The sequence below is a fragment of the Micromonospora matsumotoense genome (assembly GCF_900091525.1).
GTDB lineage: Bacteria > Actinomycetota > Actinomycetes > Mycobacteriales > Micromonosporaceae > Micromonospora > Micromonospora matsumotoensis.
Map to the genome: position 1 here is coordinate 406,089 of NZ_FMCU01000002.1, position 22,566 is coordinate 428,654.

Sequence of the window (22,566 nt, forward strand, 5' to 3'; positions counted from 1 at the left end):
CTCACACCTCTCAGGACGGGCTCTGGCCGGCGAGCTGCTGGATCCGCACGATGACGAACTCGGCGGGTTTGAGCGGGGCGAACCCGACGACCACGTTGACCACGCCCCGGTCCCGGTCGTCGCTGGTGGTGGTCTCCGCGTCGCACCGCACCAGGTACGCCTCGCGCGGCGTACGCCCGGCGAACGCGCCCTTGCGGAACAGGTCCTGCATGAACGACGTCAGGTTCAGTCGCAGCTGTGACCACAGCGGCTCGTCGTTGGGCTCGAAGACCGCCCACTGGGTGCCCCGGAAGACGCTCTCCTCGATATAGAGCGCGAGCCGTCGGACGGGGGTGTACTTCCACTGGCTGGCCAGCACGTCCGCCCCGGCGGTGGTGCGGGCGCCCCAGTTGACCGTGCCGGTCACCGGGAAGGTGCGCAGGCAGTTGAGCCCCAACGGGTTGAGCACCCCGTTCTCGGTGTCGGTCAGCGGATAGACCAGGTTGGTCACCCCGCGCAGCTGGGCCTCGGTGCCGGCCGGCGCCTTCCACACGCCCCGCTCGGTGTCCTGGCGGGCGTACAGGCCGGCGAGGGTGCCGCCGGGGGCGACGGTGCGGGGGCGGAAGCCGTCGGTGGGGTCGGGGATGCGCAGCCGGGGGAAGTGGGCCACCGCGTTGGGGCCCTTGACCCCGAGCTGGTTGATCCAGTCCAGGGCGCGGTCCGGGTCGTCCACGCCGGGCGGCGGGTCGACCAGCAGGATCGCCCGCCGCCGTTCGCAGACGTCGTAGGCGGCCGACCAGACCGCCTCCGGGTCCAACCCGTTGTCGACGACGCCGGGGTCGCCGTGCCGGGCCCGGGTGGCGTCGGGGATGCAGAGCAGGTTGAACAGATCGGTCTTGAGCAGCGCATAGATGCCGGAGTAGGCGGCCTCGCTGCCGATCAGCGCGGCAGTGCCGGGCAGGGTGGTGCCGTCGGAGCCGGTGACCAGGTCGCCCTGGCCGAGCCGCTTGGCGCCCACCGGGCTGAACCGGCCGACGTTGGTGGTGGCGCCGGACAGGCCGAGCAGAGCCGCGCCGTCGGCCACGTCACCGGCGGGGGAGACCCCCGCGACGGTGAAGGCGGCGTCCACGGCCGCCGGGGCGACCAACGCGTCCACGTCGCCGAGGACGCGCAGCCCACCGGCGGCGGTGGGCGTCACCCGTACCCGTAGGCCGGCCGCGCCGTCGGCGGCGCCGAGCGCGGTGTTGATCTTCCGTTGCAGCAGCGCGGCCACCCCGGCGGGGGAGGACGGCAGCCGCTCGCCCTTGTCCAGCACGGTGACGGTCACCGCGGCGACCGCCGGCAGGGTCTTGGCGGGGTCGTTCGGGTCGGGTTTGGTGGGCCGGTCCGGCTGCACGGTGAGCCGGTAGTTCTTCGCGGCGTCCACGGTGGGCGTGCCGATCGCCGCGCCGGCCGTGCCGCTGGGCACCGGCCGGCCCGCCCCGGCGGCGCCCGCCCGCGCCCGGACCAGCGCCGAACCCCGGTCCGGGTCGTTGAGCAGGGCCACCGCGTACGCGGCGCTGGTCGGGTCGGCGGACAGGCCGGTGAACCGTTCGGTGTCGCCGGTGGCGGTGTCGGAGACGCTCAGGTTGAACGACTTGCCGTCGGCGACCCCGTCGTGGTCGACGTCGAGGAGCAGCCCGCTGCCCCACGCGCCGGTGCTCGTCGCGTCCAGCAGCAGCGCGGACTTCGCCCCGGCGCCGATCTTGTCGAGCAGGGTCACCGAGGCGGCCCGGGCATCGGCGCGGGGCACCCGCACGACCAGGGCGGCGGCCCCGCCGTTGCGGAAGAACTGCTGCACGGCCAGGCTGAGTTCGGAGTCCCGGTCGACCCCGCCGAAGCGGCGTTCGAAATCGCCGAAGGTGTCCACCCGGACGGCGCGGTTCTCCGGCCCGGTCCGGACGTACCCCACGAAGGCGGTCACCCCGGTCGCCACGCCGATCACGGGGCGGACGGAACTCGCGACTTCCTCGATGTACACGCCGGGATAGCTCGGAGTGACGGGCATGACTACCTCGTCTCGCAGTGGCGGGTCGACTGGTGTCACCCTCCGCTCACCCCACACCCACCTCTAGCGGGCACCCGACTACGCTGCGTCCACTACCCGACACCCGTTGTCGACTGCCGTTGCCGGCCATCGGCTCCCGGAGGCGATTCGATGCTCCGGCGCCGGGCCTGCCGGTGTCCTGCGGTCACCGGTAGAGCTGGAAGTTGTCGAACTCGAAGACGCCGGTGCTCGTCGCGATGACCCCGCTCTGCCCGTCGGTCAGCTCCACCGCCGGCACCGTCCTGCCCCGGGTGTCGTTGAGATAGAGGTCGAGCCGGTCACCGTGGCCGACGATCCCGATCCGGTTCCAGCCGTCGGGCCGGACCCGGTCCGAGACTTCGGTGAGCTGGTAGGACAACCCACCGCCGGTCGGCCGGCGGACGGCGAACGAGTAGGTGCCGTCGGACGAGACCAGGAAGGCGTAGTACGCCCGGGGCTCGCCGGCACACCGGTAGAGCAGGCCCGCCGAGCTTGCCGGCGTGCCGCGCTCGGGAATCCGGACGTCGACGGTGACCGGTCGGTCGGCGGCGTCGAGCGCCGTGCCGGTGGCGTCGTCCCGGACGCTGACCCAGTGGTAGCGCACGGCGTTGCGGTCCGTCCGGTTGGTGAGTCGGAACAGGCCGCTGGTGGTGTCCACCTCGGTGGTCCAGGAGTCGTCCGGGTCGGGGTCGCGGTCGGGGACGATCCAACTCGCGTAGTAGCGGTCGGCCTCCTGCGGGTCGGCCAGCGGCGAGTTGAACGCCTCGGAGAAGGCCGACTCGGCGAAGGGCGAGGGCGGGGCCGGGTGCGGGATCAACGCCACGACTCCGCCCACCACCCCCACCACCCCGGCGAGTACGGCGACGATGGTCGGAATCGACCGGACCAGCCGTTGTCGGCGCGTCGGCCGAGCGTCGGCCGACGGCTCGTCCGCGCCGCTGCCGGGCGGACCGGGGTCGCCGTCCCCGTCGTCGGGTCGGGCGGGTCCGGCGTCCGCTGTCCGCTCCTGCACCGGGATGCGGTCCTGCTCGGCGGTGCGGTCCTGCGCGCGGCGCGCGGGGGCGGCGGCGGAGCCATCGATGTGATCGGAAGATGACATGGAGTGATCATCTTTGTCGTGCGCACCCGTTCGTCCCGGCCGGCCGTCGGCTACTCGACACCGGTCGTCGGGGGTGGCTGAGCATGCGGCGAGATGACCGACGGGACCGGTCGATGCCAGGCTGCAACGAAGAAGGTCAATGTCATGTGGGAGGGTGGTGGGTCATGGGTTCCGGGTTGTCGCTTGCCCTCTTTCCGGTCGCCCTCGGCATCGTCATGCTGGGCATCGGTCTCAGCCTGACCGTCGAGGACTTCCGCCGGGTAGCCCGCCATCCCCGGGTGGTGCTGATCTGCCTCGGCTGCCAGATGCTGATCCTGCCGGCGATCTGCCTGGGCCTGGTGGCCGCCTTCGACCTCCGCCCGGAGTTGGCGGTGGGGATGATGCTGCTCGCCGCCTCGCCGGGCGGCAGCACGGCCGGTCTCTACAGCCACCTGTTCCGGGGCAACGTCGCGCTCAACGTGTCGCTGACCGCGATCAACTCGGTGCTCGCCCTGTTCACCCTCCCGCTGATCGTCAACCTGTCGGTGGCCGGTTTCGTCGGCGCGGACAGCACGATCGGCCTCCAGTTCGGCAAGGTGGTCCAGGTCTTCGCGCTGGTCCTGATCCCGATCGCCGTCGGCATGCTGCTGCGGCGACGGTTCACCGCCTTCGCCCTCCGGATGGAACGCCCGGTCAAGATCACCTCCGTCGTGGTGCTGGCCGTGATCATCGTGGGGGCGGTGGCCGGCATCAAGGACGACGTCCTGGCCACCCTCGGTGAGATCATCGGGGTCGTGGTGCTGTTCAACCTGATCAGCCTCGCCGTCGGATACCTCGCGCCACGCCTGCTGCGGGCCGGGCACCGGGACTCGGTCGCCTCCTCCTTCGAGATCGGCCTGCACAACGCGACCCTGGCCATCACCATCGGGATGAGCCCGACCCTGCTGGACAACGCCACGATGGCCATGCCGTCGGTGGTCTACGGCAGCCTCATGTTCGTCACCGCCGCCGCCTTCGGACTCGTCGTCGCCCGTCGCTCCGCCGCCCCGTCGCCCACCGTCGCCGGGGAAACGGCCCGACAGACCCTCCGTTGACCCACCCCACCCGTCGTCGGGGTGGCGGAGCAGGATGGGTGTGTGCAGATCGAGCCGGTCGACCCCGCGCCCGTCCCGACGTTCCCCCGTACGCTGCTGCGCCAGCGCTGGGCGGACCTGACCTTCCTGCACTGGGCGGTCGCCCCGGAACTCGTCGCGCCGCTGCTGCCGGCCGGCACCCGCCCGGACACCCTCGACGGGACCACCCACGTCGGACTGATCGGCTTCCGGATGGTCGGCCTCGGTCTCGGCCGGGGGCCGGCCGTCCCGTACCTGGGGACCTTCTGGGAGACCAACGTACGGCTCTACTCGGTGGACCAGGCCGGTCGGCGGGCCGTGGTGTTCCGCTCCCTCGACGCGTCCCGGCTGATCCCGGTGCTGGTCGCCCGGATCACCCTGCGGTTGCCGTACCTGTGGTCGGCGATGCGGCTGGACCACGACGGTGACCTGCGCAGCTACCGGTGTCGTCGGCGCTGGCCGGGGCCGGTCGGGACGACCAGCCGGATGGTGGTCCGGGTGGGTGCGCCGATCCGCCGGCCGACCCCGCTGGAGCACTTCCTCACCGCCCGGTGGGGCCTGCACACCCGGGCGTACGGGCGCACCCGGCACCTGCCGAACTGGCATCCGCAGTGGCCGTTGCACCGGGCCGAGTTGCTGCACCTGGACGACGAACTGGTCACCGCCGCCGGACTACCGACGCCGACCGGACCGCCGGTCAGCGTGCTGTACTCACCCGGCGTGCCGGTCCGGTTCGGTCCACCGGCCGCGCTGCGCCGTCCCCGGTGACCCGGCGGACGCCAACCGATCGGGCGTACGCCGCGGGCTCCGATGACCGGGCGTACGCCTACCGGATCGGCGGACGCCGCGGGCTCCGATGACCGGGCGTACGCCTACCGGATCGGCGGACGCCGCGGGCTCCGGTTGACCCTGACACGGTGTCAGGGGCAACACTGCGCCGGGGAGGTGGTCCGGATGACCAGATCGGAAACGGACACGACACGGGCGCTGCGAGGGCTGGCGAGTGGTGACCCGTCGGTGCGGCTGCGGGTCGCGCTGGCGATCGGCACCACCCCCGACCCGGGGTTCGTGGACCCGCTCGTCGCCCGCTGCGCGACCGAACCGGACTTCTCCGTCCGCGAGATGCTGACCTGGGCGCTCACCCGTCACCCGCCGGCGGCGACGGTGCCCCGGCTCGTTGCCGCCCTGGGGTCGACCGGCACCCGGGCCCGCAGTCAGGCGTTGCACACGCTGTCCAAGATCGGGGACCGGCGGGCCTGGCCGGCGCTCACCCGGGCCCTGCTGACCGACACCGACGACGAGGTGGCGCGCAGCGCCTGGCGGGCGGCGGTCGCCCTGGTGCCCGACGGCGCAGAATCCGGACTGGCCGAGGTGCTGGCCACCCAGCTCGGCCGGGGCGACCGTGCGACGCAGTGGAGCCTGAGCCGGGCGCTGGCCGCGCTCGGCGAGGTCGTCGCGCCGCTCCTGCATACTGCCGGGACGGATCCGGATCCCCGGGTACGCGCGCACGCGGTCGCCACGCAGCGGCTGTTGCGCGACCCGGACGCCGGATTCGAGTTCTCCCTCGGGGAGGCGACGCGCATCGTGGCTCTCGGCGGGACCGGCGGGCAGGGGTGAAGCGGTGCTGATCGGTGACGTGTCACGACGCTGCGGCGTCAGCGCCCGGATGCTCAGGCACTACGAGTCGCTCGGCCTGCTGCGACCGACCGGCCGTACCGGCGTCGGTTACCGCGAGTACTCCAGCGCGGACCTCCGACGGATCTTCCACATCGAGAGCCTGCGCTCGCTGGGGTTGTCGCTGCGGGCGGTGGGGCGGGCGCTCGACGATCCCGCCTTCACCCCTTCGGCACTCGTCGACGACCTCATCCGGCAGACGCGGGCGCGGATCACCGCGGAGCGGGAGCTGCTCACCCGCCTCCGGCGGATCGACGCCGCCGGGCCGACCGACTGGCAGGACGTCCTCCGGGCCGTCGCGCTCCTGCGGGACCTGGGCTCACCGCGCGCGGGCCAGCGTCAACGCGCGGCGCTGGCCTCGGTCGGTGAGGTCCCGGTGCCGGTGGAGGCGCTGGTCGAGGCGGCGTTGGGCGAGTCCGACCCGAACGTCGCCGGGGCGTTGCGCTGGGCGCTGGCCCACGCGGGGGCCGACGGGCTGCCCCTGCTGGCGGAGGGGCTCGACGCACCCGCGCCCGAGGTGCGGGAACGTGCCGTCCGGGCCGTCGTCGAGATCCCGGGCGGGGACGCCACCACGCTGCTCCGCGACGCCCTGCGCCACCCGGACCCGGTGGTCGGCAGGTACGCGGCGCTGGCGCTCGGGACCCGTGGCGAACCCGATGCCGTACCGACGCTCATCGACATGATCGTCGGTGAGGTGAACGACGTCGACGCCGCCGACGCGCTGAGCGCGCTGGCGACCGATCCCGCCACGGCGGAGCGGATCGCCGCGCGCCTGATCGACCTGCTCACCCACGGCAACCTCGGGGCGTCGGCGCGTGGCCGGCTGACCCAGGCGCTCGCGGGCGTCCCGGGGGACACGACGTCCCGGGCCCTGGCGGGGCTGACCGGGGACGACGACCGGGCCGTCGCGCTCACCGCGAGCTACGTGCTCACCCTCCGTACCGCCCCCACCGGCCGCTGAGCACCGGCCAGTGGTGGGCCGGTCACCGGAGGCGGCGGCCGGCCCACCATCGGCCCCGCGCCGCAGGCGGGCCGGCCCGGCGCCCCCGTGCGCCGGTCACCGCCCCCGGCGGTGCCGGACGATCAGCGTCCCCGCGCAGAGCACCGCCACCAGGCCGCACGCGGAGCCGATCCACGGGTCGTCCAGCGCGGTCGTCAGCACCACGTTGGCCGCCACGCTGACGAACAGGACCAACCACAGCAGCGGGCGGAGCAGGCCGACCGGCCGCTGCGGCGGACCGGCCGGGGCGTCGACGATACGGTACGGATCGGTCATGGCTGCCTCCTCGGGTGGACGTGCATCGACCCGTTCGACGCTAGGCGGGAGGCTGCGGCGGGACGATCCCGCCAGCGCCACCAGCGGCGGTACAGCAGGCGGTACTTTCCGCGCCGGCCGCTGCCGACCGGGCCCCCTGGTGGCCTATGTTGGCGCGGGAGGTCTTCCGATGACACACCTGCGGGACCGGGCCCGTGCCTCGGTCGACGCCCTCGAACACCTCGTCGGTGGGCTCGGCACCGCACTGTTGGCGTTGGCCGCGCTGCTCTGGGCGGTGTGCGTCGCGACGGCCTGCCTGGTCTGGGTGGGGCTGCCGGCGGCACCCGGCGCGCTGCGGGCGGTACGCGCGGTGGCCGACCGCGAGCGCGCCCGGCTGTCCCGCTGGGGCGGGCCGATCCCCGCCCCGGGGCCGGTGCCGGCCGCGCTGCGGGTGGCGGTGCGCGACCCGTTCGTCCGCCGGGAGCTCGGCTGGGTCACGCTGCACTCGGCCACCGGCCTGATCAGCGGGCTGCTCGGCCTGGCCCTGCCGCTCTATGCCGTGCAGGACATCACGTTCCCGCTGTGGTACCGGCTGCTCCCGCCCGAGGCCGGCGCACCGGGGATCGTCTGGTGGCGCATCGACGGGCTGGCCGAGGCGCTCATGGTCGGGTTGCTCGGGGTGGGCTGGCTGGCCGCCACGGTCGCGGTCGGCCCGGTGCTGGCCCGCCTCCAGGCCCGTCCGGGCCGGTGGCTGCTGCCCCCGCCGCCGGGTGTCGACCTGTCGTTGCGGGTCGCCGAGCTGACCGCCACCCGGGCCGCGGCGCTGGACGCCCACGCGGTCGAACTGCGCCGCATCGAACGGTCCCTGCACGACGGCACGCAGAACCGGCTGGTCGCGGTCAACGTGCTGCTGGGGGCGGCCCGTCGGGCGGTGCGGCGGGACCCGGACCGGGCCGACGAGATCCTCGGGCAGGCGCAGGACGCGGCGGAACAGGCGCTCGGCGAACTGCGGACGGTGGTGCGCGGCATCCTGCCGCCCGTGCTCGACGACCGGGGTCTCGCCGGAGCCCTGGCCGGGCTGGCCAGCGGCTGCGCGGTGCCCTGCCGGCTCACGGTCGACGTGCCGGTACGCTGCGCCGTCTCGGTCGAGGCCACCGCCTACTTCGTGGTGGCCGAGGCGTTGACCAACGTGGTCCGGCACAGCGGCGCCGGCCGGGTCGACGTGACCGTACGCCGTGAGCAGGGTCGGCTGCTGGTGACCGTCGAGGACGACGGGCACGGCGACGCCGACGAGACCCGGGGCTCGGGGCTGACCGGCATCCGTCGGCGGGTCGGGGCGTACGACGGTCGGATGACCCTGACCAGCCCACCGGGTGGGCCGACGAGAATGGAGGTGGAGCTGCCGTGCGGATCGTGATCGCCGAGGACGACCCGCTGCTGCGGGAGGGGCTGGCCCTGCTGCTGCGGGCGGAGGACCTGGATGTGGTCGCCACGGCGGGCACCCCGGGGGAGTTCCTGACCGCGGTCGACGCGCACGCGCCGGACGTGGCGATCGTGGACGTGCGGATGCCACCGACGCACACCGACGAGGGCATCGTGGCCGCGGTGGAGGCCCGTCGCCGCCAGCCCGGCCTCGCGGTGCTGGTCCTCTCGGCCTACGTGGAGCAGGCGTTCGCCACCGACCTGTTCTCGGTCGGCGCGGTCGGGCTCGGCTACCTGTTGAAGGAGCGGGTGGGCCGGGTCGAGGAGTTCCTCGCCGCGCTGCGCCGGGTCGCCGACGGTGGCAGCGTGATCGACCCGGAGGTGGTGGGGCAGTTGCTGGCCCGCCACCGTCGGCCGGACACGGCCCTGAGCGAGTTGTCGCCGCGTGAGCGCGAGGTGCTGGGGCTGATGGCCGAGGGGCTCGGCAACACCGCGATCGCCGAGCGGCTGTTCGTCACCGACGGCGCGGTGCACAAGCACATCCGCAGCATCTTCGCCAAGCTCCAGCTGCCCCCGGACGACCGGGTCGACCGCCGGGTCACCGCGGTGCTGCGCCATCTCGACGGCGGCCGGGGGTAGCGCCTGCGGTACCCCCGGCCGGTAGTCCGCGGGATGGTCCGCGGTCGCTGACCTGCATAGCGTTCCTGGTGCGCGCAGCCCACCCCCGCTGACACGGAAGAGGCCACCAGGATGCCAGTCCATCCGGCACACCCCATCGACACCGCGTGGCCCGTCGACCCGGTCGGGCCCGTCGCCCCCGCCCGCCCCGTCGGCACGGCGGTGCGCGTCGCCCGGCTCACCCGGGTCTATCCGGCCGGCCGTACCCCGGTGACGGCGCTGGCCGGGGTCGACGTCGGCTTCGACCGGGGCACCTTCACCGCGGTGATGGGCCCCTCCGGGTCCGGCAAGAGCACCCTGTTGCAGACCGCCGCCGGGCTCGACCGGCCCACCTCCGGCCGGGTCGTCATCGGCGACACCGACCTGTCGGGGCTGTCCGAGACCCGGCTGACCGAGCTACGGCGGACCCGGATCGGGTTCGTCTTCCAGGCGTTCAACCTGATCGGCGCGCTCACCGTCGAGGAGAACATCGTGCTGCCGCTGCGGCTGGCCGGGGTCCGCCCGGACCGGGCCTGGTTGCGCCGGGTGGTCGCCCGGGTCGGCCTGACCGACCGGCTGCACCACCGGCCGGCGGCGCTCTCCGGTGGCCAGCAGCAACGGGTGGCGATCGCCCGCGCACTGGCCACCCGGCCCGAGGTGATCTTCTGCGACGAGCCCACCGGCGCGCTCGACTCGCACACCGCGGCCCAGGTGCTGACGCTGCTGCGGGCGGTGGTCGACGAACACGGGTTGACCGTGGTGATGGTGACCCACGACCCGGTCGCCGCGTCGTACGCCGATCGGGTGCTGGTGCTGGCCGACGGCCGGATGGTCGCCGAACTGCCGCAACTCGGCGCGGCCCGGATCGCCGAGCACCTGGCGACGCTGGACGGGCGGGCCGTCCGATGACCGGGCTCGCCGCCCGGCTGCTGCGGCACCGCGCCGGACCGGCCGTCGCCACGCTGCTCGCCCTGGTCGCCGGGGTGATGATCCTGGTCGCGATGGGCACGCTTGTCGAGTCCGGGCTGCGGTGGCGCCCGGAGCCCCGGCTCTGGGCGGCGGCCGACCTGGTGGTCGCCCACCGCGCGGTCAGCCACCAGGTGCGGGAGTTCGACGGGGACACCACCACCAGCACCGTCGGCCTTCCCGAGGGGGGCTCGGTGGACGCGGCACTGGTGCAACGGCTCCGTCGGCTGCCCGGCGTCGCCGCGGTGACCGGCGACGACCGGGTGCCGGTCGGCGTACCCGCAGCCGTCGGGCACGGCTGGGGCACGTACGCCTTCGCCGGCCGACCGGTCACCACGGGCGGCGCCCCCCGCGCCGACGACGAGGTGGCGGCCGACGCCCGGCTCGGCGTGTCCCCCGGCGACCGGATCGACCTGGTCGTCGGCGGGGTCGGCCGGTCCTACCGGGTGAGCGCCACCGTCGACACCGGCACCGCCTCGGTGTTCTTCACCGACGCGCAGGCCGCCCGGTTGTCCGCCCACCCGGGTCGGGTCGATGCGATCGGCGTGCGGCTGACGCCCGACGCCGACCACGACGCGGTCGCCGACGCGGTCCGCCGGATCGTCTCGCCCACCGGCGCCACGACCTACGTCGGCGCGGACCGGGGGAAGGCCGAGCAGTCGGCGCACCTGGCCGCCCAGGGCCTGCTGGTCGCCGCCGGTTCGGCATTCGGCGGGTACGTCGTCCTGTTGATCGTCTTTGTGGTGGCCGGCACGATCGGACTCTCCGTGCGGCACCGCCGCCGGGACCTGGCGCTGCTGCGCGCGATCGCGGCCACCCCGGGCCAGGTGCGCCGGATGCTGCTCGCCGAGGCCGCCCTGCTCGCCCTGGTCGCCGCCGCGTTCGGCGGGCCGGCCGGTCTGCTGGCCGCCCGCTGGGTGCACGGTGAGCTGGTCGACCGGGGGTTCGTCCCGGCCGATTTCCCGATGACCGGCGGCCTGCTCGCGGTGCCGGCCGCCGCCGGCACGGCGGTGCTGGTGGCGGTGCTCGCCGCCCTGCTCGCCGGGCGTCGGGTCACCGCGATCAGGCCGGTCGAGGCGCTCGGCGAGATCGCTGTCGAACCTCGGCGTCCCGGCCGGGCACGGCTGGTCGCCGGTGGCCTGACGCTGGCGGGCGCCGGCTTGTCCGGGGCGTTCACGGTCGGCAGCACCGGTTCGACCGGCGCGCTGGCCGGCGCGACCGGCATGCTCTACCTGTTCGTCGTCGCGGTGGCGCTGCTCGCGCCGTGGATCAACGGGTACGCCGCCCGGCTGCTCACTCCGGTGCTGCCCCGCCTCTGGGGAGTCAGCGGTCACCTGGCCGCGGCCAACCTGCGGGCCAACGCGCAGGGCACGGCGACGGTGCTGACCGCCCTGGTGCTGTCGGTCGGGCTCGGCGGCTCGGTCTGGTTCCTGCAGACCAACCTGGAGCGGCAGACCGTGGCCCAGAGCGGTGCGGGGACGCGCGCCGAGCGGGTGCTGACCGCGCCGGGCGGGCTGCCCGCCGACGCCGCCGGCCAGGTCCGCGAGCTGCCCGGGGTGCGGGCCGCCACCGGGGTACGCCGTACCCAGGTGGTGGTGCGGTCCATCGACGGGATCGCGCCGGTCGACGCGCAGGCGGTCGACCCGGTCGGCCTCGCCGACACTCTGGACCTCGACGTGCGCGAGGGCGACCTGGCCGACCTGGTCGTGGGCACCGTCGCGCTGTCCGCGACCCAGGCGTCCGCATCCGGGTGGCAGGTCGGCGACCGGGCTGACCTCTGGCTGGGCGACGGCACCCCGGTCACCCTGCGGGTCGTCGCGATCTACGGGCGGGGCCTCGGCTTCGGCGACGTCACGCTGGCCACCGGGACGGTCACCGGGCACACCGCCGAGGTCACCGCCGACGAGATCCTGGTCCGGGCCGGCCCGGACGCCGACGCCGCGCTGGCCGCCTGGTCGGCCGGGCACCCGGGCGGTCAGGTGCGCGACGCGGCCACCCGTACCCGGCTGATCGGCACCGACCTGGCCCTCGGCGCCTGGCTGAACCGGCTGCTGATCGGCGTGCTGGTGGGCTATGCGGCGCTGGCCGCGGCCACCACGATGATGCTGGCGGCGCTGGCCCGCCGCCGCGAGCTGGCGCTGTTGCGGCTGGTCGGGGTCACCCGGCGGCAGGTCCGGCGGATGGTCCACGCCGAGCAGGCCGGGCTGCTCGGCAGCGCGGTGCTGATCGGCGCGACGATCGCGGCGCTGACCCTGGGTGCGATCGTCGGCGCGCTGACCGGCAGCCCGCTCCCGTACGTGCCGCCGCTGGGCGCGGTGGCGGTGCTCGGCGGCGCGACCCTGCTGGCGATGGCGACCACGGTGTGGCCGATCCGCCGGCTGCTCCGGGTTCCGCCGATCGACCACATCGGCCTGAAGGAGTAGCGGCGGGGAACCCCTCCGGCCGGCACCCGGGGTGCCGGCCGGAGCCGTCGGCGTGCCGTGCGGGCGCTCTCGGCGTGCCGAACCCGACGGCGGCGGGTTCTGTCGGGGGTGCCGCCTAGGCTGGCCGGATGATCGACCGGCGGCAGGTGCTGCACTTCCGCGTGCAGGCGCATCAGCTCGACCGGCCCGGGGGCACGCTCGCCGACACCGCGATCCTCGACATCGGGGCGCAGGACACCGGCCCCGACGGCGGCCGGTGGGCGCTGGCCGTGCGCGGGGTCGAGGTGCCGGCACCGTCCCTGGCGGACCTGGTCCTGCTCTGGACCGTGCGGGGTGCGCCGCACCTCTACCGACGCGCCGACGTGGGCGAGGTGGCGGCGGCGGTCGCGCCGTACTCCGACGCCGACGCGGGCAAACGTATCTATGACGCCGCCAAGCCGTTGAAGGCGGCCGGCATCGGAAACCTGGCCGCCCTCGACGAGGTGGCCGCGCGGCTGCGGGACGTCGTCACCACGCCGACGGTCAAGGGGGACGTCTCCGGTCGGTTGGCCGAGCTGCTGCCCCAGCCCTACCTCCGGTTCTGCCGCCCCTGCGCCGCCACCCACCTCTACGAGATGCCGTTCCGGCTGGCGGCCGTGCGGGCCGGGCTGGAGCTGCGCCCGGACACCTCGCCACCGGTCCTGCACCGCATCCCGGGATTCACCAGGGCCGCCACGTCGGGTGACCGGTTCGACCTGATCCGCGCCTACCTGCGGCTGCTCGGCCCGGCCACCCCCCAGCAGGTGGCCGACTATCTCGACGCCGCGGTCAGGGACGTGAAGGCCCGCTGGCCCGAGGACGTGACCGAGGTACGGGTCGACGGGGAGGCCCGCTCGGTGCTGGCCGCCGACGCGCCGGCACTCGTCTCCTGCGACGACACCACGGCCGTCCGCCTGCTCGGCCCGTACGACCTGTTCCTCCAGGCCAGGGACCGGGCGACCCTGGTGCCGGACGCGGCCCACGCCAAGGAGTTGTGGCCGGTGCTGGGCCGCCCCGGCGCCGTCCTGGCCGGCGGCGAGCTGGTCGGCACCTGGCGTCCCCGCAAGTCCGGCCGGACGATGAAGCTCGCCGTCCGGCCGTGGCGCAGGCTGTCCGCCGCCACCCGCGACAGCATCGTCGCGCAGGCGCAACGCCTCGGCGCGCACCGGGGCGTCTCCCGCGTCGACGTCGACGTCGCCGGATGACCCCGGCGGCTTGACACCGGTCCGCCGTGGTGGGGGAGGATGAGGTGTGCGGGTACCGCTCTCCACGCCACCGACCATTCCCGCCGGGGCCCTCGCCGCCGGCCCGCAGCCGATCCTCTCCGCGCCGGGTGGCCTGGTCCTGCGCCCCTGGGAGCCAGCCGACGCGGCGGTGTTCCTGGCCGCCTACCAGGATCCGGAGATCCGGCACTGGCACAGCCGTCATCCTGCCTCCGAAAGTCAGGTCCGGGAGTGGTTCGTGGAATACCACCAGGCCTGGGCGCGGGAGACCGGTGCCAGCTGGGCGGTGACCCGGGGCGGCGGTGAGGTGCGCGGCCGGATCGCCCTGACCAGCATGGATCTCGACGACGGCGTCGCCGGATGTGCGTACTGGGTGCTTCCCGCCGCCCGGCGGGCGGGGGTGGCCTCCCGGGCGTTGACGGCGCTGGGCGACTGGGCGCTGGACGGGGCGGGCTTCCACCGTCTGCACCTGGATCACTCGACCCGCAATGCCGCGTCCTGTCGGACCGCGCTGCGGGCCGGGTTCCTTCTGGAGGGCACCAAGCGCAGCGACGCCGTCCATCGCGACGGCCGGCACGACATGCATCTGCACGCCCGCATCCGGGGCGATCGACCACCCCTCTGACAGTCGCCGGGGCGGTACCCCCCGGCTGGTCACCGCCGGCCGGGCGGGGTGTCGGGGCCACGGCCGGACGTAGCCCGGTCCCGGTCGACGCCGCGGTCCCGCTGACTGCCCGGCGGACCTCGGTGAGCCTGGTCCGGCCGAGCCGCGCGACGGCATGGTCTCTTCTGCGCTCCGCATCCTCGGTCACGGCATCGCCGCCCCACAGGGGAGGATCTACACTGCCGTCGCCGTCGCCGCTTCGACTTTACGGATGATGTCTGTCGACAGGGGACCCGTCATAGCGTGTGCTTCCCGGGACAGCCCGGCGTGGCCCACGAACGCCACGCCATCCGGCCCGTTCCCCGACCTCGTGAAGTGAGGCCCCCTCGATGACGGTTCCACCCCCCGATTCCGCCGGTCCAGGCCGTCGGCGGCTGGCCGGCCTGCTCGCCGCGGTGCTGGTCGCCACCGCGCTGCCGTTGACCGGCGGCGCTGCGGCGGTCGCCGCGCCGGCCGACGCCGGCCCGTGGCGGCAGCTACCCGGCGAGTTGTCGACGAACGCCCGCGACGGGCGGGTGCCCGACATCCGCGCCGAGCGGTTCGCCGCGTACACCCTCGACCGGGCCAGCCTGGCGGACACCCTCGCCGACGTGCCGGCCGAGCGGGCCGGCGCGGCCCGGCGGGGGCAGTCGGCGTTGACCGTCGCGCTGCCCACCCCGACCGGGCGGTTCCAGCGGTTCGCGCTTGTCGACTCGCCGGTGATGGAGCCGGGGCTCGCCGCCCGGCACCCCGAGATCAGCACGTACGTCGGCCGGGGGCTGGACGACCCGACCGCGACCATCCGGGCCGACCTGACCCCGTTGGGCTTCCACGCCTCGATCCGGTCGACCGGCGGCAGCTGGTATCTCGACCCGTACTACCACGGCGACCAGAGCGTCTACGCCAGCTACTTCGCCCGGGACCTGCTCGACACCGACCCGGCCCTCGTGGAGCGGGAGGACGTCGCGGCGGCGGCCGAGGCGCTGACGCCGGAGGCGGCCGGGGACGAACCGGCGGGTCCGCCGGTCACCCTGCGCACCTACCGGCTGGCCCTGGTCACCGACCCCTCGTACGCCACCTTCTTCGGCGCGGAGAACGTCACCGCGGCCAAGGTGACCCTGATCAACCGGGTCACCCAGATCTATGAGGACGAGACGGCGATCCGGTTGGTGCTGGTCAACGACACCGACAAGACCAACCTGAACACCGCCGCCCTGGCCACCGAGGCGAACGGGCCCTGTGGCGCGGCGGCCTGCTACACCCCGGCGCAGATCTCGTCGTGCACCAGCTCGCTGCTCAACCGCAACCGGATCGTGCTGGGTCAGCTCGTCGGCGCGGGCAACTACGACGTCGGGCACATCGGGCTGGGCCTGCCCGGTGGCGGGGTGGCCGGTCTCGGCGTGGTCGGGCTGGACGGCAAGGCCCGGGGCTGCACCGGCCTGCCGACGCCGGTCGGCGACTTCTACGCGGTCGACTACGTCGCGCACGAGGTCGGGCACCAGTTCGCCGGCAACCACACGTTCAACGGCACCCAGTACAACTGCTCCGGCAGCAACCGCAGCGCGGCCAACTCGTACGAGCCGGGCAGCGGATCGTCGATCATGGCGTACGCCGGCATCTGCCAGCAGGACAACCTCCAGCCGCACAGCGACCCGTACTGGTCGCAGCGCAGCTACACCGAGATCAGCACGTTCGTCACCGGCACCCGGGCGGCGCTCAACGAGGTGCAGACCGTCTCGCTGTCCGGTTTCGACACCGACGGTGACTCGTTCACCATCAGCTACGCGGGGCAGTCCTCCGGGCCGGTCGTCCGGGGCGGCAACTACACCGCGGCCGGGATCAAGGCGGCCATCGAGGCGATCACCGGCTGGCCGGCCGGGGCCACCGTCAGCGTGACGGCCTTCGGCGGGCTCGGCGCGCCGAACGACACCGGCTTCCAGGTCACCTTCGGCGGCGGCCCGCTGGCCGGGGTCGACGTGTCGTCGCTCGGGCTCACCGACACCGTGGGGATGACCGGCTTCGTCGGCGAGACCGCCCGGGGCGGCGCGGCGGGCAACGGCGGCTTCGCGACCGCGCAGACCGGCAACCGGGCCCCGGTGGTCACCGTGCCGGCACCGGCGCACACCATTCCGGCGCGGACCCCGTTCGCGCTGACCGGTGGCGCGACCGACGCCGACGGCGACACCGTGAGCTACCTGTGGGAGCAGAACGACCGGGGCGGCAGCACCGGCACCGCGCTGGTCAACAACACCAAGACCAACGGGCCGCTGTTCCGGCAGTTCGGTGAGGCGGCGGCGGTCAGCCCGACCGACACGTTGGAGTACCACTCGCCGGGCGAGAACGCGGTGACCACCGACCCCACCCGGCACTTCCCCAACCTGACCCAGATCGCCGCGAACAACACCAACGCCGCCACCGGGGCCTGCCCGGCCGCGCCGGCACCACCGGCCACCGGCGGAGCGAGCAACGTGCCGGCCGCGACGGTGGACTGCTACTCGGAGTTCCTGCCCACCGCCGACTGGGTCGGTGCCACCTTCGACCGGACCCTGCACTTCCGGCTCACCGGCCGGGACCACCACCCCGGTGGCGGCGGCATCGGCAGCGCCGACGTGGCGCTGACGGTCGCCCCGGCGGCCGGACCGTTCCTGGTCACCTCGCAGGCGACGCCGACGGCCCTCCTGGGCGGCGGCACCACCCCGGTCACCTGGGACGTGGCCGGCACGGACACCGCGCCGATCAACGTGAGCGAGGTGCGGATCTCGCTGTCCACCGACGGCGGGTCGACCTTCCCGTACGTGCTGGCCGAGCGCGTCCCGAACACCGGTGCGGCGACGGTGACCTTGCCGAACGTGGACACCGCCCGGGGCCGGCTGAAGATCGAGGCGGTCGGCAACGTCTTCTTCGACCTGAGCGACGCCGACCTCGCCATCACCCAGGTACGCGCGGCCACGGTCACCTACACCGGTGACGCCCTGGCCTCCCCGGTGGACGACGCCGACTCGACCGGCGTGCTGCTGCGGGCCACCGTCCTTGGTGGTGGCGGTGACGTCCGCAACGCCACGGTGACCTTCACCGAGGGCGGTGAGACCCTCTGCACGGCGGTCGCGACGCCGTTCGGCGCGGCGGCGGACGACGGCTCGGCCAGTTGCCGCGCCGTGCTGCCGCACGGCGCGCACCCGGTCACCGCCACGCTGTCGGGGGCGTACACCGGCAGTGCGACGGCCACCGTCACGGTGGCCGGCGGGTACGGCCGGTCGGTCGCCGGCTCGGGCTACCTCAGGGGCGGGGCCACCGCCGGTGGTTACCCGCTCGACGATGACCGGCGCATCGAGGTGACCCTGGACGGCCGGATCAACAACGGCAAGAAGTTGGTCGGCAGCGCGAAGGTCGGCTACAAGTCGGCAGGCAAACGGTACAAGTTCCAGAGCACGGCGCTGGAGTCGTTCGGCGTCGCCACGGGGGCCGGGGAACCGGTCGCCGACCTGCGCTACCAGGTCACCCTGTACGACATCTCCACCGCGCAGGACCCGGTCGCGGTGGCGACCGGGCTGACCATGCGGGTGACCGCCACCGACCGGGGCGAGCCGGGCCGGCGGGACGGGCTCGGGATCACCGTCTGGGACGGTGACCGGTTGCTGTTCTCGTCGGACTGGGCCGGGTCGACGACCCGGGAGAGCACCCTGACCGCCTCCGGCGGCAACCTCACCATCGGCTGACCAGGCCGACCGCGACACCCGACGTCCTCCTCCGCCCACCCGGCGGGGGAGGACGTCGGCTTCGCGCCGGGCGGTGGGTGGGGCGCGACGGGCACCCGGCACGATGCAGGGGTGACCGCCCCCGCCCCCGCCTCCGCCCGTGCGCCGCTCGCCACCCTGGACGCGGTCCTCGAACGGCTGACCTACGTCAACGAGGAGACCGGCTACACCGTCGCCCGGGTCGCCACCGACCGGGGGAGCGACCTGCTGACGGTGGTCGGCGCGCTGCTGGGCGCACAGCCGGGGGAGAGCCTGCGGCTGTCGGGGCGCTGGTCGTCGCATCCGAAGTACGGCCGGCAGTTCGAGGTGGACTCCTACACCACAGTGCTGCCGGCGACCGTCCAGGGCATCCGCCGGTATCTGGGCTCCGGCCTGGTCAAGGGCATCGGTCCGGTGTTCGCCGAACGGATCGTGGCGCACTTCGGCCTGGACACCCTGCGGATCATCGAGGAGGAACCGGCCCGGCTGGTGGAGGTCGCCGGGCTGGGGCCGAAACGCACCGCGAAGATCACCGCGGCGTGGGAGGAGCAGAAGGCGATCAAGGAGGTGATGGTCTTCCTCCAGGGGGTCGGGGTGTCCACGTCGCTGGCGGTACGGATCTTCAAGCAGTACGCCGACGCGTCGATCGAGGTGGTGACGAAGGAGCCGTACCGGCTGGCGGCCGACGTGTGGGGGATCGGGTTCAAGACCGCCGACACCATCGCCCAGGCGGTCGGCATCCCGCACGACAGCCCGCAGCGGGTGATGGCCGGCCTGCGGTACACCCTGTCCGAGGCCACCGACTCGGGCCACTGCTACCTGCCCGCCCCCGCGCTCGTCGCCGACGCCACGAAGATCCTCGACGTGCCCGGTGACCTCGTCACCCGCTGCCTGGACACCCTGATCGCCGAGGAGGGGGTGGTCCAGGAGTTCCTACCCGACGGCGACGGCGATCCGGTGCCGGCGGTGTACCTGGTGCCGTTCCACCGGGCCGAGCAGTCCCTCGCCGCCACCCTGTTGCGGCTGCTGCACGACCGGGCCGACCGGTTGCCGCACTTCACCGACGTCGACTGGCCCCGGGCGCTGGCCTGGTTGCGGGCGCGCACCGGCAACGACCTGGCCCCCGAGCAGGAGCACGCCGTGCGGTTGGCGCTCACCTCGAAGGTCGCGGTGCTCACCGGCGGGCCCGGCTGCGGCAAGAGCTTCACCGTCCGCTCGATCGTCGAACTCGCCGCCGCCAAGAAGGCCAGGGTCACCCTGGTCGCCCCGACCGGTCGGGCCGCGAAACGGCTGTCGGAGCTGACCGGGCACCCCGCCGCCACCGTGCACCGGCTGCTGCAACTGCGGCCCGGCGGGGAGGCCGCCCACGACCGGGACAACCCGCTCGACGTCGACCTGCTCGTCGTCGACGAGGCATCCATGCTCGATCTCATCCTGGCCAACAAGCTGGTCAAGGCGGTGCCGCCGGGGGCGCACCTGCTCCTGGTCGGCGACGTCGACCAACTGCCCAGCGTGGGCGCCGGGGAGGTGCTGCGCGACCTGCTCACCGCGTCCGCCATCCCCCGGGTGCGGCTGACCCGGGTGTTCCGCCAGGCCGCCGAGTCCGGCGTGATCACCAACGCCCACCGGATCAACGCCGGCCGGCCGCCCGTCCTCGACGGCCTGCCGGACTTCTTCCTGTTCGCCTGCGACGACACCGAGGCGACCGCCGCGCTGACCGTCGACGTCGCCTGCACCCGGATTCCCGCCCGGTTCGGTCTCGACCCGCGCCGGGACGTGCAGGTCCTCGCCCCCATGCACCGGGGGCCGGCCGGTGCCGCCGCCCTCAACACCCTGCTGCAACAGCGCCTCACCCCGCACCGCGAGGGCCAACCCGAGCGGCGGATGGGCGGGCGGGTCTTCCGGATCGGCGACAAGGTCACCCAGATCCGCAACAACTACGACAAGGGTCAGGCCGGCGTCTTCAACGGCACCCTCGGCATCGTCACCGCGCTCACCCCCGAGGAACAGACCCTCACCGTACGCACCGACGAGGACGAGAACCTCGACTACGAGTTCGACGAACTGGACGAGTTGGCCCACGCGTACGCGATGACCATCCACCGCTCCCAGGGCTCGGAGTATCCCGCCGTCGTCGTGCCCCTGACCACCAGCGCCTGGATGATGCTGCAACGCAACCTGCTCTACACCGCCGTCACCCGGGCCCGGCAGCTCGTCGTCCTCGTCGGCTCCCGGCGCGCCCTCGCCGCCGCCGTGCGCACCGTCGGCGCGGGCCGCCGCCACACCGCCCTGGACCACCGCCTCGGCGGATCGGCCGGATAGCGGGTGTGGCCTGCCGGTCTTGGTCGGGCCTGCCGGTCGCGGTGGGCCCGCCGGGTGCGGGACCTCCCTGCGGTGGTTCCGCACCCCGCCGCCCGCACCGACAGCTGACAGTCGGCTGTCGCGCCGGTCACCGTCCGAGGGCGGTGACCGGCGCGACGATCCGGTCAGGTGGTCGGCACCGGGGTCAGCGGTAGCCGGCGGCGGTGATGTTCGCCTGGACCGCGTTCTCGGTCGCGTCCGACGGGTAGCCGGCGACCATCGCCCCCTCGTAGAAGGTGCCGGCGCTGAGGTTCGCGCCGCCGTCGGGCTTGCAGCAGTCCCCGCCGCTGCCCAGGATGATCGCGCCCTGCTTCTTCATCGGGCTGTAGCCCGGGGGCAGGGAGCCGTCATAGAGGGTGTAGAGGCTGCCGGACTGGGCGTTGCTGCCCTTGATGGCGAAGCGTGAGGTGCCGTTGTTCTTCAGGGTGGCGGTGACGAACTTGCTGGTGAACGCCCGCTGGTTGGGGTTCCAGGAGCTGCTGCCCCCGGGGAACAGGCCCCACTCCAGGTCCGCCTGCACCCACGGGCCGGAGCCGGAGCAGCCGCCGAACCAGCACTGGGTGCCGAAGTTGAGCGCGTCCATCGCCCCGGCGGCGTCGGCCTTGCGGGTGGTCTCGCTGTTGCCGTAGTCGAAGCAGCAGCCGTTGTTGACGTGGGTGCCGCTGGTGACCATGTACATGCCCTCCGGCGCGGCGCCGGTCGGCACGCCGGTCAGGTGACCGTCGCGCCAGTAGCTGTTGCCCGGGTTGATGTAGAGCGAGTACGCCTTGGCGCCGCCCACCGTCAGCGACTCCGACGTCGCGACGGCCGGCCGGCTCTGCGGCGAACCGGGAACCACGCTGGACCCCTGGTACCAGAGGTCGTTGCCGCGACCGGACTGGTCGAACACGACGGTCACCACACAGGTGGTGCCGGTGCAGAACGAGTCCTGGGTCGCCGCGTTGGCGGTGCCGCCCGCACCGGACAGTCCGATGTTGCGGGTGGTGTTGTCCGAGGAACGGCGTACCTGGTAGAGGTTGCCGGCGTACGCCGCGTAGAGCGCCCGGGTGGTGCTGTGGGCGGCCACACACGGGGTGCCACCGGCGGCGTAGATGTCGCACGGCAGCGCGCCGCCCGGCGGGGGCGTGGTGGGTGGGGTGGTGGGCGGCGGCGTGGTCGGCGGGGCGGTGGTCGTCGGCGAGGTCCACCGCTGGTTCGTCTGACCGTTGCAGGTCCACAGCAGGATCTTGGTGCCGTTCGCGGTGCCGTTGCCGTTGGCGTCCAGGCACAGGCCGGACTGCACGCCGACGATGCTGCCGTTGGCGTTGACGTTCCACTGCTGGTTGTTCTGGCCGTTGCAGTCCCAGATGATCGCCGCCGTGCCGGCGGTGGTGCCCCGACCGGAGGCGTCCAGACACTTGTTGCCGTACACGGTGAGCTGACGGTTGGCCGTCCAGGTCCAGGTCTGCCCGGCACCGCCCTGGCAGTCCCACAGCTGCGTCTGGGTGCCGTTGGTGGTGCTGGCGTTGGGGACCTCGAGGCACCGGCCGGAGGCGGTGCCGACGATCCGGGTGCTCTGCCCCGGCTCGATGGCGGCCAGCGCGGGTGCGGCGGCGGCCTCGGCGCTCGGCGAGGTGAGGCCGGGCGTGGCCCCGGCGACGACGAGGACACCGGCCAACGCACCGACCAGCATGGTCAGCCGGTGGAGACGACGGCGTCGGGGGATGGGATCGCGGACCTGACCTGGTCCGCTCGGGGACGGGGTGCGCACGAAGCGGCTCCTTGGTTCGTCGGCGGCGCGGGCCTGGCGGGCCCGCCCACGGGTGGTGGCGGTGGTGGTGGCGGTGGCGAATCGGTTCGGAACTCCCCAAGGATCACCGAAAAAGCGACATCAATCAATGCCTGAGGTGGTTCGTCTGCTGTCTCCCGTCACCCGGGCGGCCGGCCGGGTGACGGCCGCCCGGTACCCGACCCGTG

Annotated in this window: 16 protein-coding genes; 12 read left to right on the forward strand and 4 right to left on the reverse strand. The window is 74.0% G+C overall.

What is annotated here, in order from left to right; genetic code table 11:
• Positions 1–10: 10 nt before the first annotated feature.
• Both GA0070216_RS05535 and GA0070216_RS05540 read right to left on the reverse strand, forming a co-directional pair.
• On the reverse strand, positions 11–2,026 hold the full coding sequence (locus GA0070216_RS05535) for a phage tail sheath family protein (RefSeq protein WP_091239928.1): 2,016 nt from the start codon (positions 2,024–2,026) through the stop codon (positions 11–13).
• 184 nt (positions 2,027–2,210) lie between these two features.
• On the reverse strand, positions 2,211–3,143 hold the full coding sequence (locus tag GA0070216_RS05540) for a LamG domain-containing protein (RefSeq protein WP_091239931.1): 933 nt from the start codon (positions 3,141–3,143) through the stop codon (positions 2,211–2,213).
• Between the two features lie 164 nt (positions 3,144–3,307).
• On the opposite strand from GA0070216_RS05540, the gene GA0070216_RS05545 reads away from it, so the two are divergent.
• The 4 genes from GA0070216_RS05545 (at position 3,308) to GA0070216_RS05560 (ending at position 6,869) form a co-directional block, all read left to right on the forward strand.
• Positions 3,308–4,216 carry a bile acid:sodium symporter family protein gene (locus tag GA0070216_RS05545; RefSeq protein ID WP_091239935.1) on the forward strand — a complete coding sequence of 303 codons (909 nt, stop codon included), beginning with the start codon at positions 3,308–3,310 and terminating at the stop codon, positions 4,214–4,216.
• 42 nt (positions 4,217–4,258) lie between these two features.
• On the forward strand, positions 4,259–5,002 hold the full coding sequence (locus tag GA0070216_RS05550; protein WP_091239939.1) for a YqjF family protein: 744 nt from the start codon (positions 4,259–4,261) through the stop codon (positions 5,000–5,002).
• 186 nt (positions 5,003–5,188) lie between these two features.
• Positions 5,189–5,851: a HEAT repeat domain-containing protein gene (locus tag GA0070216_RS05555; RefSeq protein WP_091240911.1), complete on the forward strand. Its 663-nt coding sequence runs from the start codon at positions 5,189–5,191 to the stop codon at positions 5,849–5,851.
• 4 nt (positions 5,852–5,855) lie between these two features.
• Entirely contained in the window at positions 5,856–6,869 is a 1,014-nt protein-coding gene (locus GA0070216_RS05560) for a HEAT repeat domain-containing protein (RefSeq protein WP_091239943.1), read from the forward strand.
• Positions 6,870–6,965: 96 nt separating this feature from the next.
• On the opposite strand, the gene GA0070216_RS05565 is transcribed toward GA0070216_RS05560, so the two are convergent.
• Positions 6,966–7,184 (reverse strand): hypothetical protein, encoded by a 219-nt coding sequence (locus GA0070216_RS05565; RefSeq protein WP_091239946.1) that lies wholly within the window; start codon positions 7,182–7,184, stop codon positions 6,966–6,968.
• A 169-nt stretch (positions 7,185–7,353) separates the two neighbouring features.
• On the opposite strand from GA0070216_RS05565, the gene GA0070216_RS05570 reads away from it, so the two are divergent.
• The 8 genes from GA0070216_RS05570 to recD2 all read left to right on the forward strand — a co-directional run bounded on the left by GA0070216_RS05570 (position 7,354) and on the right by recD2 (position 20,571).
• Positions 7,354–8,580 (forward strand): sensor histidine kinase, encoded by a 1,227-nt coding sequence (locus GA0070216_RS05570; protein ID WP_091239948.1) that lies wholly within the window; start codon positions 7,354–7,356, stop codon positions 8,578–8,580.
• Entirely contained in the window at positions 8,568–9,224 is a 657-nt protein-coding gene (locus GA0070216_RS05575) for a response regulator transcription factor (protein WP_091239950.1), read from the forward strand. The genes GA0070216_RS05570 and GA0070216_RS05575 overlap by 13 nt, the downstream gene beginning before the upstream one ends.
• A 111-nt stretch (positions 9,225–9,335) precedes the next feature.
• Positions 9,336–10,151, forward strand: a complete 816-nt coding sequence (locus GA0070216_RS05580) for an ABC transporter ATP-binding protein (RefSeq protein WP_091239952.1) — start codon at positions 9,336–9,338, stop codon at positions 10,149–10,151.
• Entirely contained in the window at positions 10,148–12,631 is a 2,484-nt protein-coding gene (locus GA0070216_RS05585) for an FtsX-like permease family protein (RefSeq protein WP_091239955.1), read from the forward strand. Before GA0070216_RS05580 ends, GA0070216_RS05585 begins: the two co-directional genes overlap by 4 nt.
• Before the next feature lie 128 nt (positions 12,632–12,759).
• The gene (locus GA0070216_RS05590) at positions 12,760–13,854 is read left to right on the forward strand and encodes a winged helix DNA-binding domain-containing protein (RefSeq protein WP_091239958.1); all 1,095 of its coding nucleotides are present in this window, start codon (positions 12,760–12,762) and stop codon (positions 13,852–13,854) included.
• A 46-nt stretch (positions 13,855–13,900) separates the two neighbouring features.
• A complete protein-coding gene (locus GA0070216_RS05595; RefSeq protein WP_091239960.1) occupies positions 13,901–14,497 on the forward strand; it encodes a GNAT family N-acetyltransferase in 597 nt (198 codons plus the stop codon).
• A gap of 368 nt (positions 14,498–14,865) precedes the next feature.
• Positions 14,866–18,231, forward strand: a complete 3,366-nt coding sequence (locus GA0070216_RS05600) for a reprolysin-like metallopeptidase (protein ID WP_091239963.1) — start codon at positions 14,866–14,868, stop codon at positions 18,229–18,231.
• Positions 18,232–18,342: 111 nt separating this feature from the next.
• A complete protein-coding gene (recD2, locus tag GA0070216_RS05605) occupies positions 18,343–20,571 on the forward strand; it encodes an SF1B family DNA helicase RecD2 (protein WP_091239966.1) in 2,229 nt (742 codons plus the stop codon).
• A gap of 184 nt (positions 20,572–20,755) precedes the next feature.
• Here the strand turns inward: recD2 and GA0070216_RS05610 are convergent, their stop codons facing one another.
• Positions 20,756–22,360: an arabinofuranosidase catalytic domain-containing protein gene (locus GA0070216_RS05610; RefSeq protein ID WP_218108135.1), complete on the reverse strand. Its 1,605-nt coding sequence runs from the start codon at positions 22,358–22,360 to the stop codon at positions 20,756–20,758.
• Between the last annotated feature and the right edge of the window lie 206 nt (positions 22,361–22,566).

Excerpts from the sequence above, each read along its gene's own strand:
- GA0070216_RS05535 (WP_091239928.1), bottom strand. The coding sequence starts at position 2,026 with ATGCCCGTCACTCCGAGCTATCCCGGCGTGTACATCGAGGAAGTCGCG.
- GA0070216_RS05540 (WP_091239931.1), bottom strand. The coding sequence starts at position 3,143 with ATGTCATCTTCCGATCACATCGATGGCTCCGCCGCCGCCCCCGCGCGC.
- GA0070216_RS05545 (WP_091239935.1), top strand. The coding sequence starts at position 3,308 with ATGGGTTCCGGGTTGTCGCTTGCCCTCTTTCCGGTCGCCCTCGGCATC.
- GA0070216_RS05555 (WP_091240911.1), top strand. The coding sequence starts at position 5,189 with ATGACCAGATCGGAAACGGACACGACACGGGCGCTGCGAGGGCTGGCG.
- GA0070216_RS05565 (WP_091239946.1), bottom strand. The coding sequence starts at position 7,184 with ATGACCGATCCGTACCGTATCGTCGACGCCCCGGCCGGTCCGCCGCAG.
- GA0070216_RS05570 (WP_091239948.1), top strand. The coding sequence starts at position 7,354 with ATGACACACCTGCGGGACCGGGCCCGTGCCTCGGTCGACGCCCTCGAA.
- GA0070216_RS05580 (WP_091239952.1), top strand. The coding sequence starts at position 9,336 with ATGCCAGTCCATCCGGCACACCCCATCGACACCGCGTGGCCCGTCGAC.
- GA0070216_RS05585 (WP_091239955.1), top strand. The coding sequence starts at position 10,148 with ATGACCGGGCTCGCCGCCCGGCTGCTGCGGCACCGCGCCGGACCGGCC.
- GA0070216_RS05590 (WP_091239958.1), top strand. The coding sequence starts at position 12,760 with ATGATCGACCGGCGGCAGGTGCTGCACTTCCGCGTGCAGGCGCATCAG.
- GA0070216_RS05600 (WP_091239963.1), top strand. The coding sequence starts at position 14,866 with ATGACGGTTCCACCCCCCGATTCCGCCGGTCCAGGCCGTCGGCGGCTG.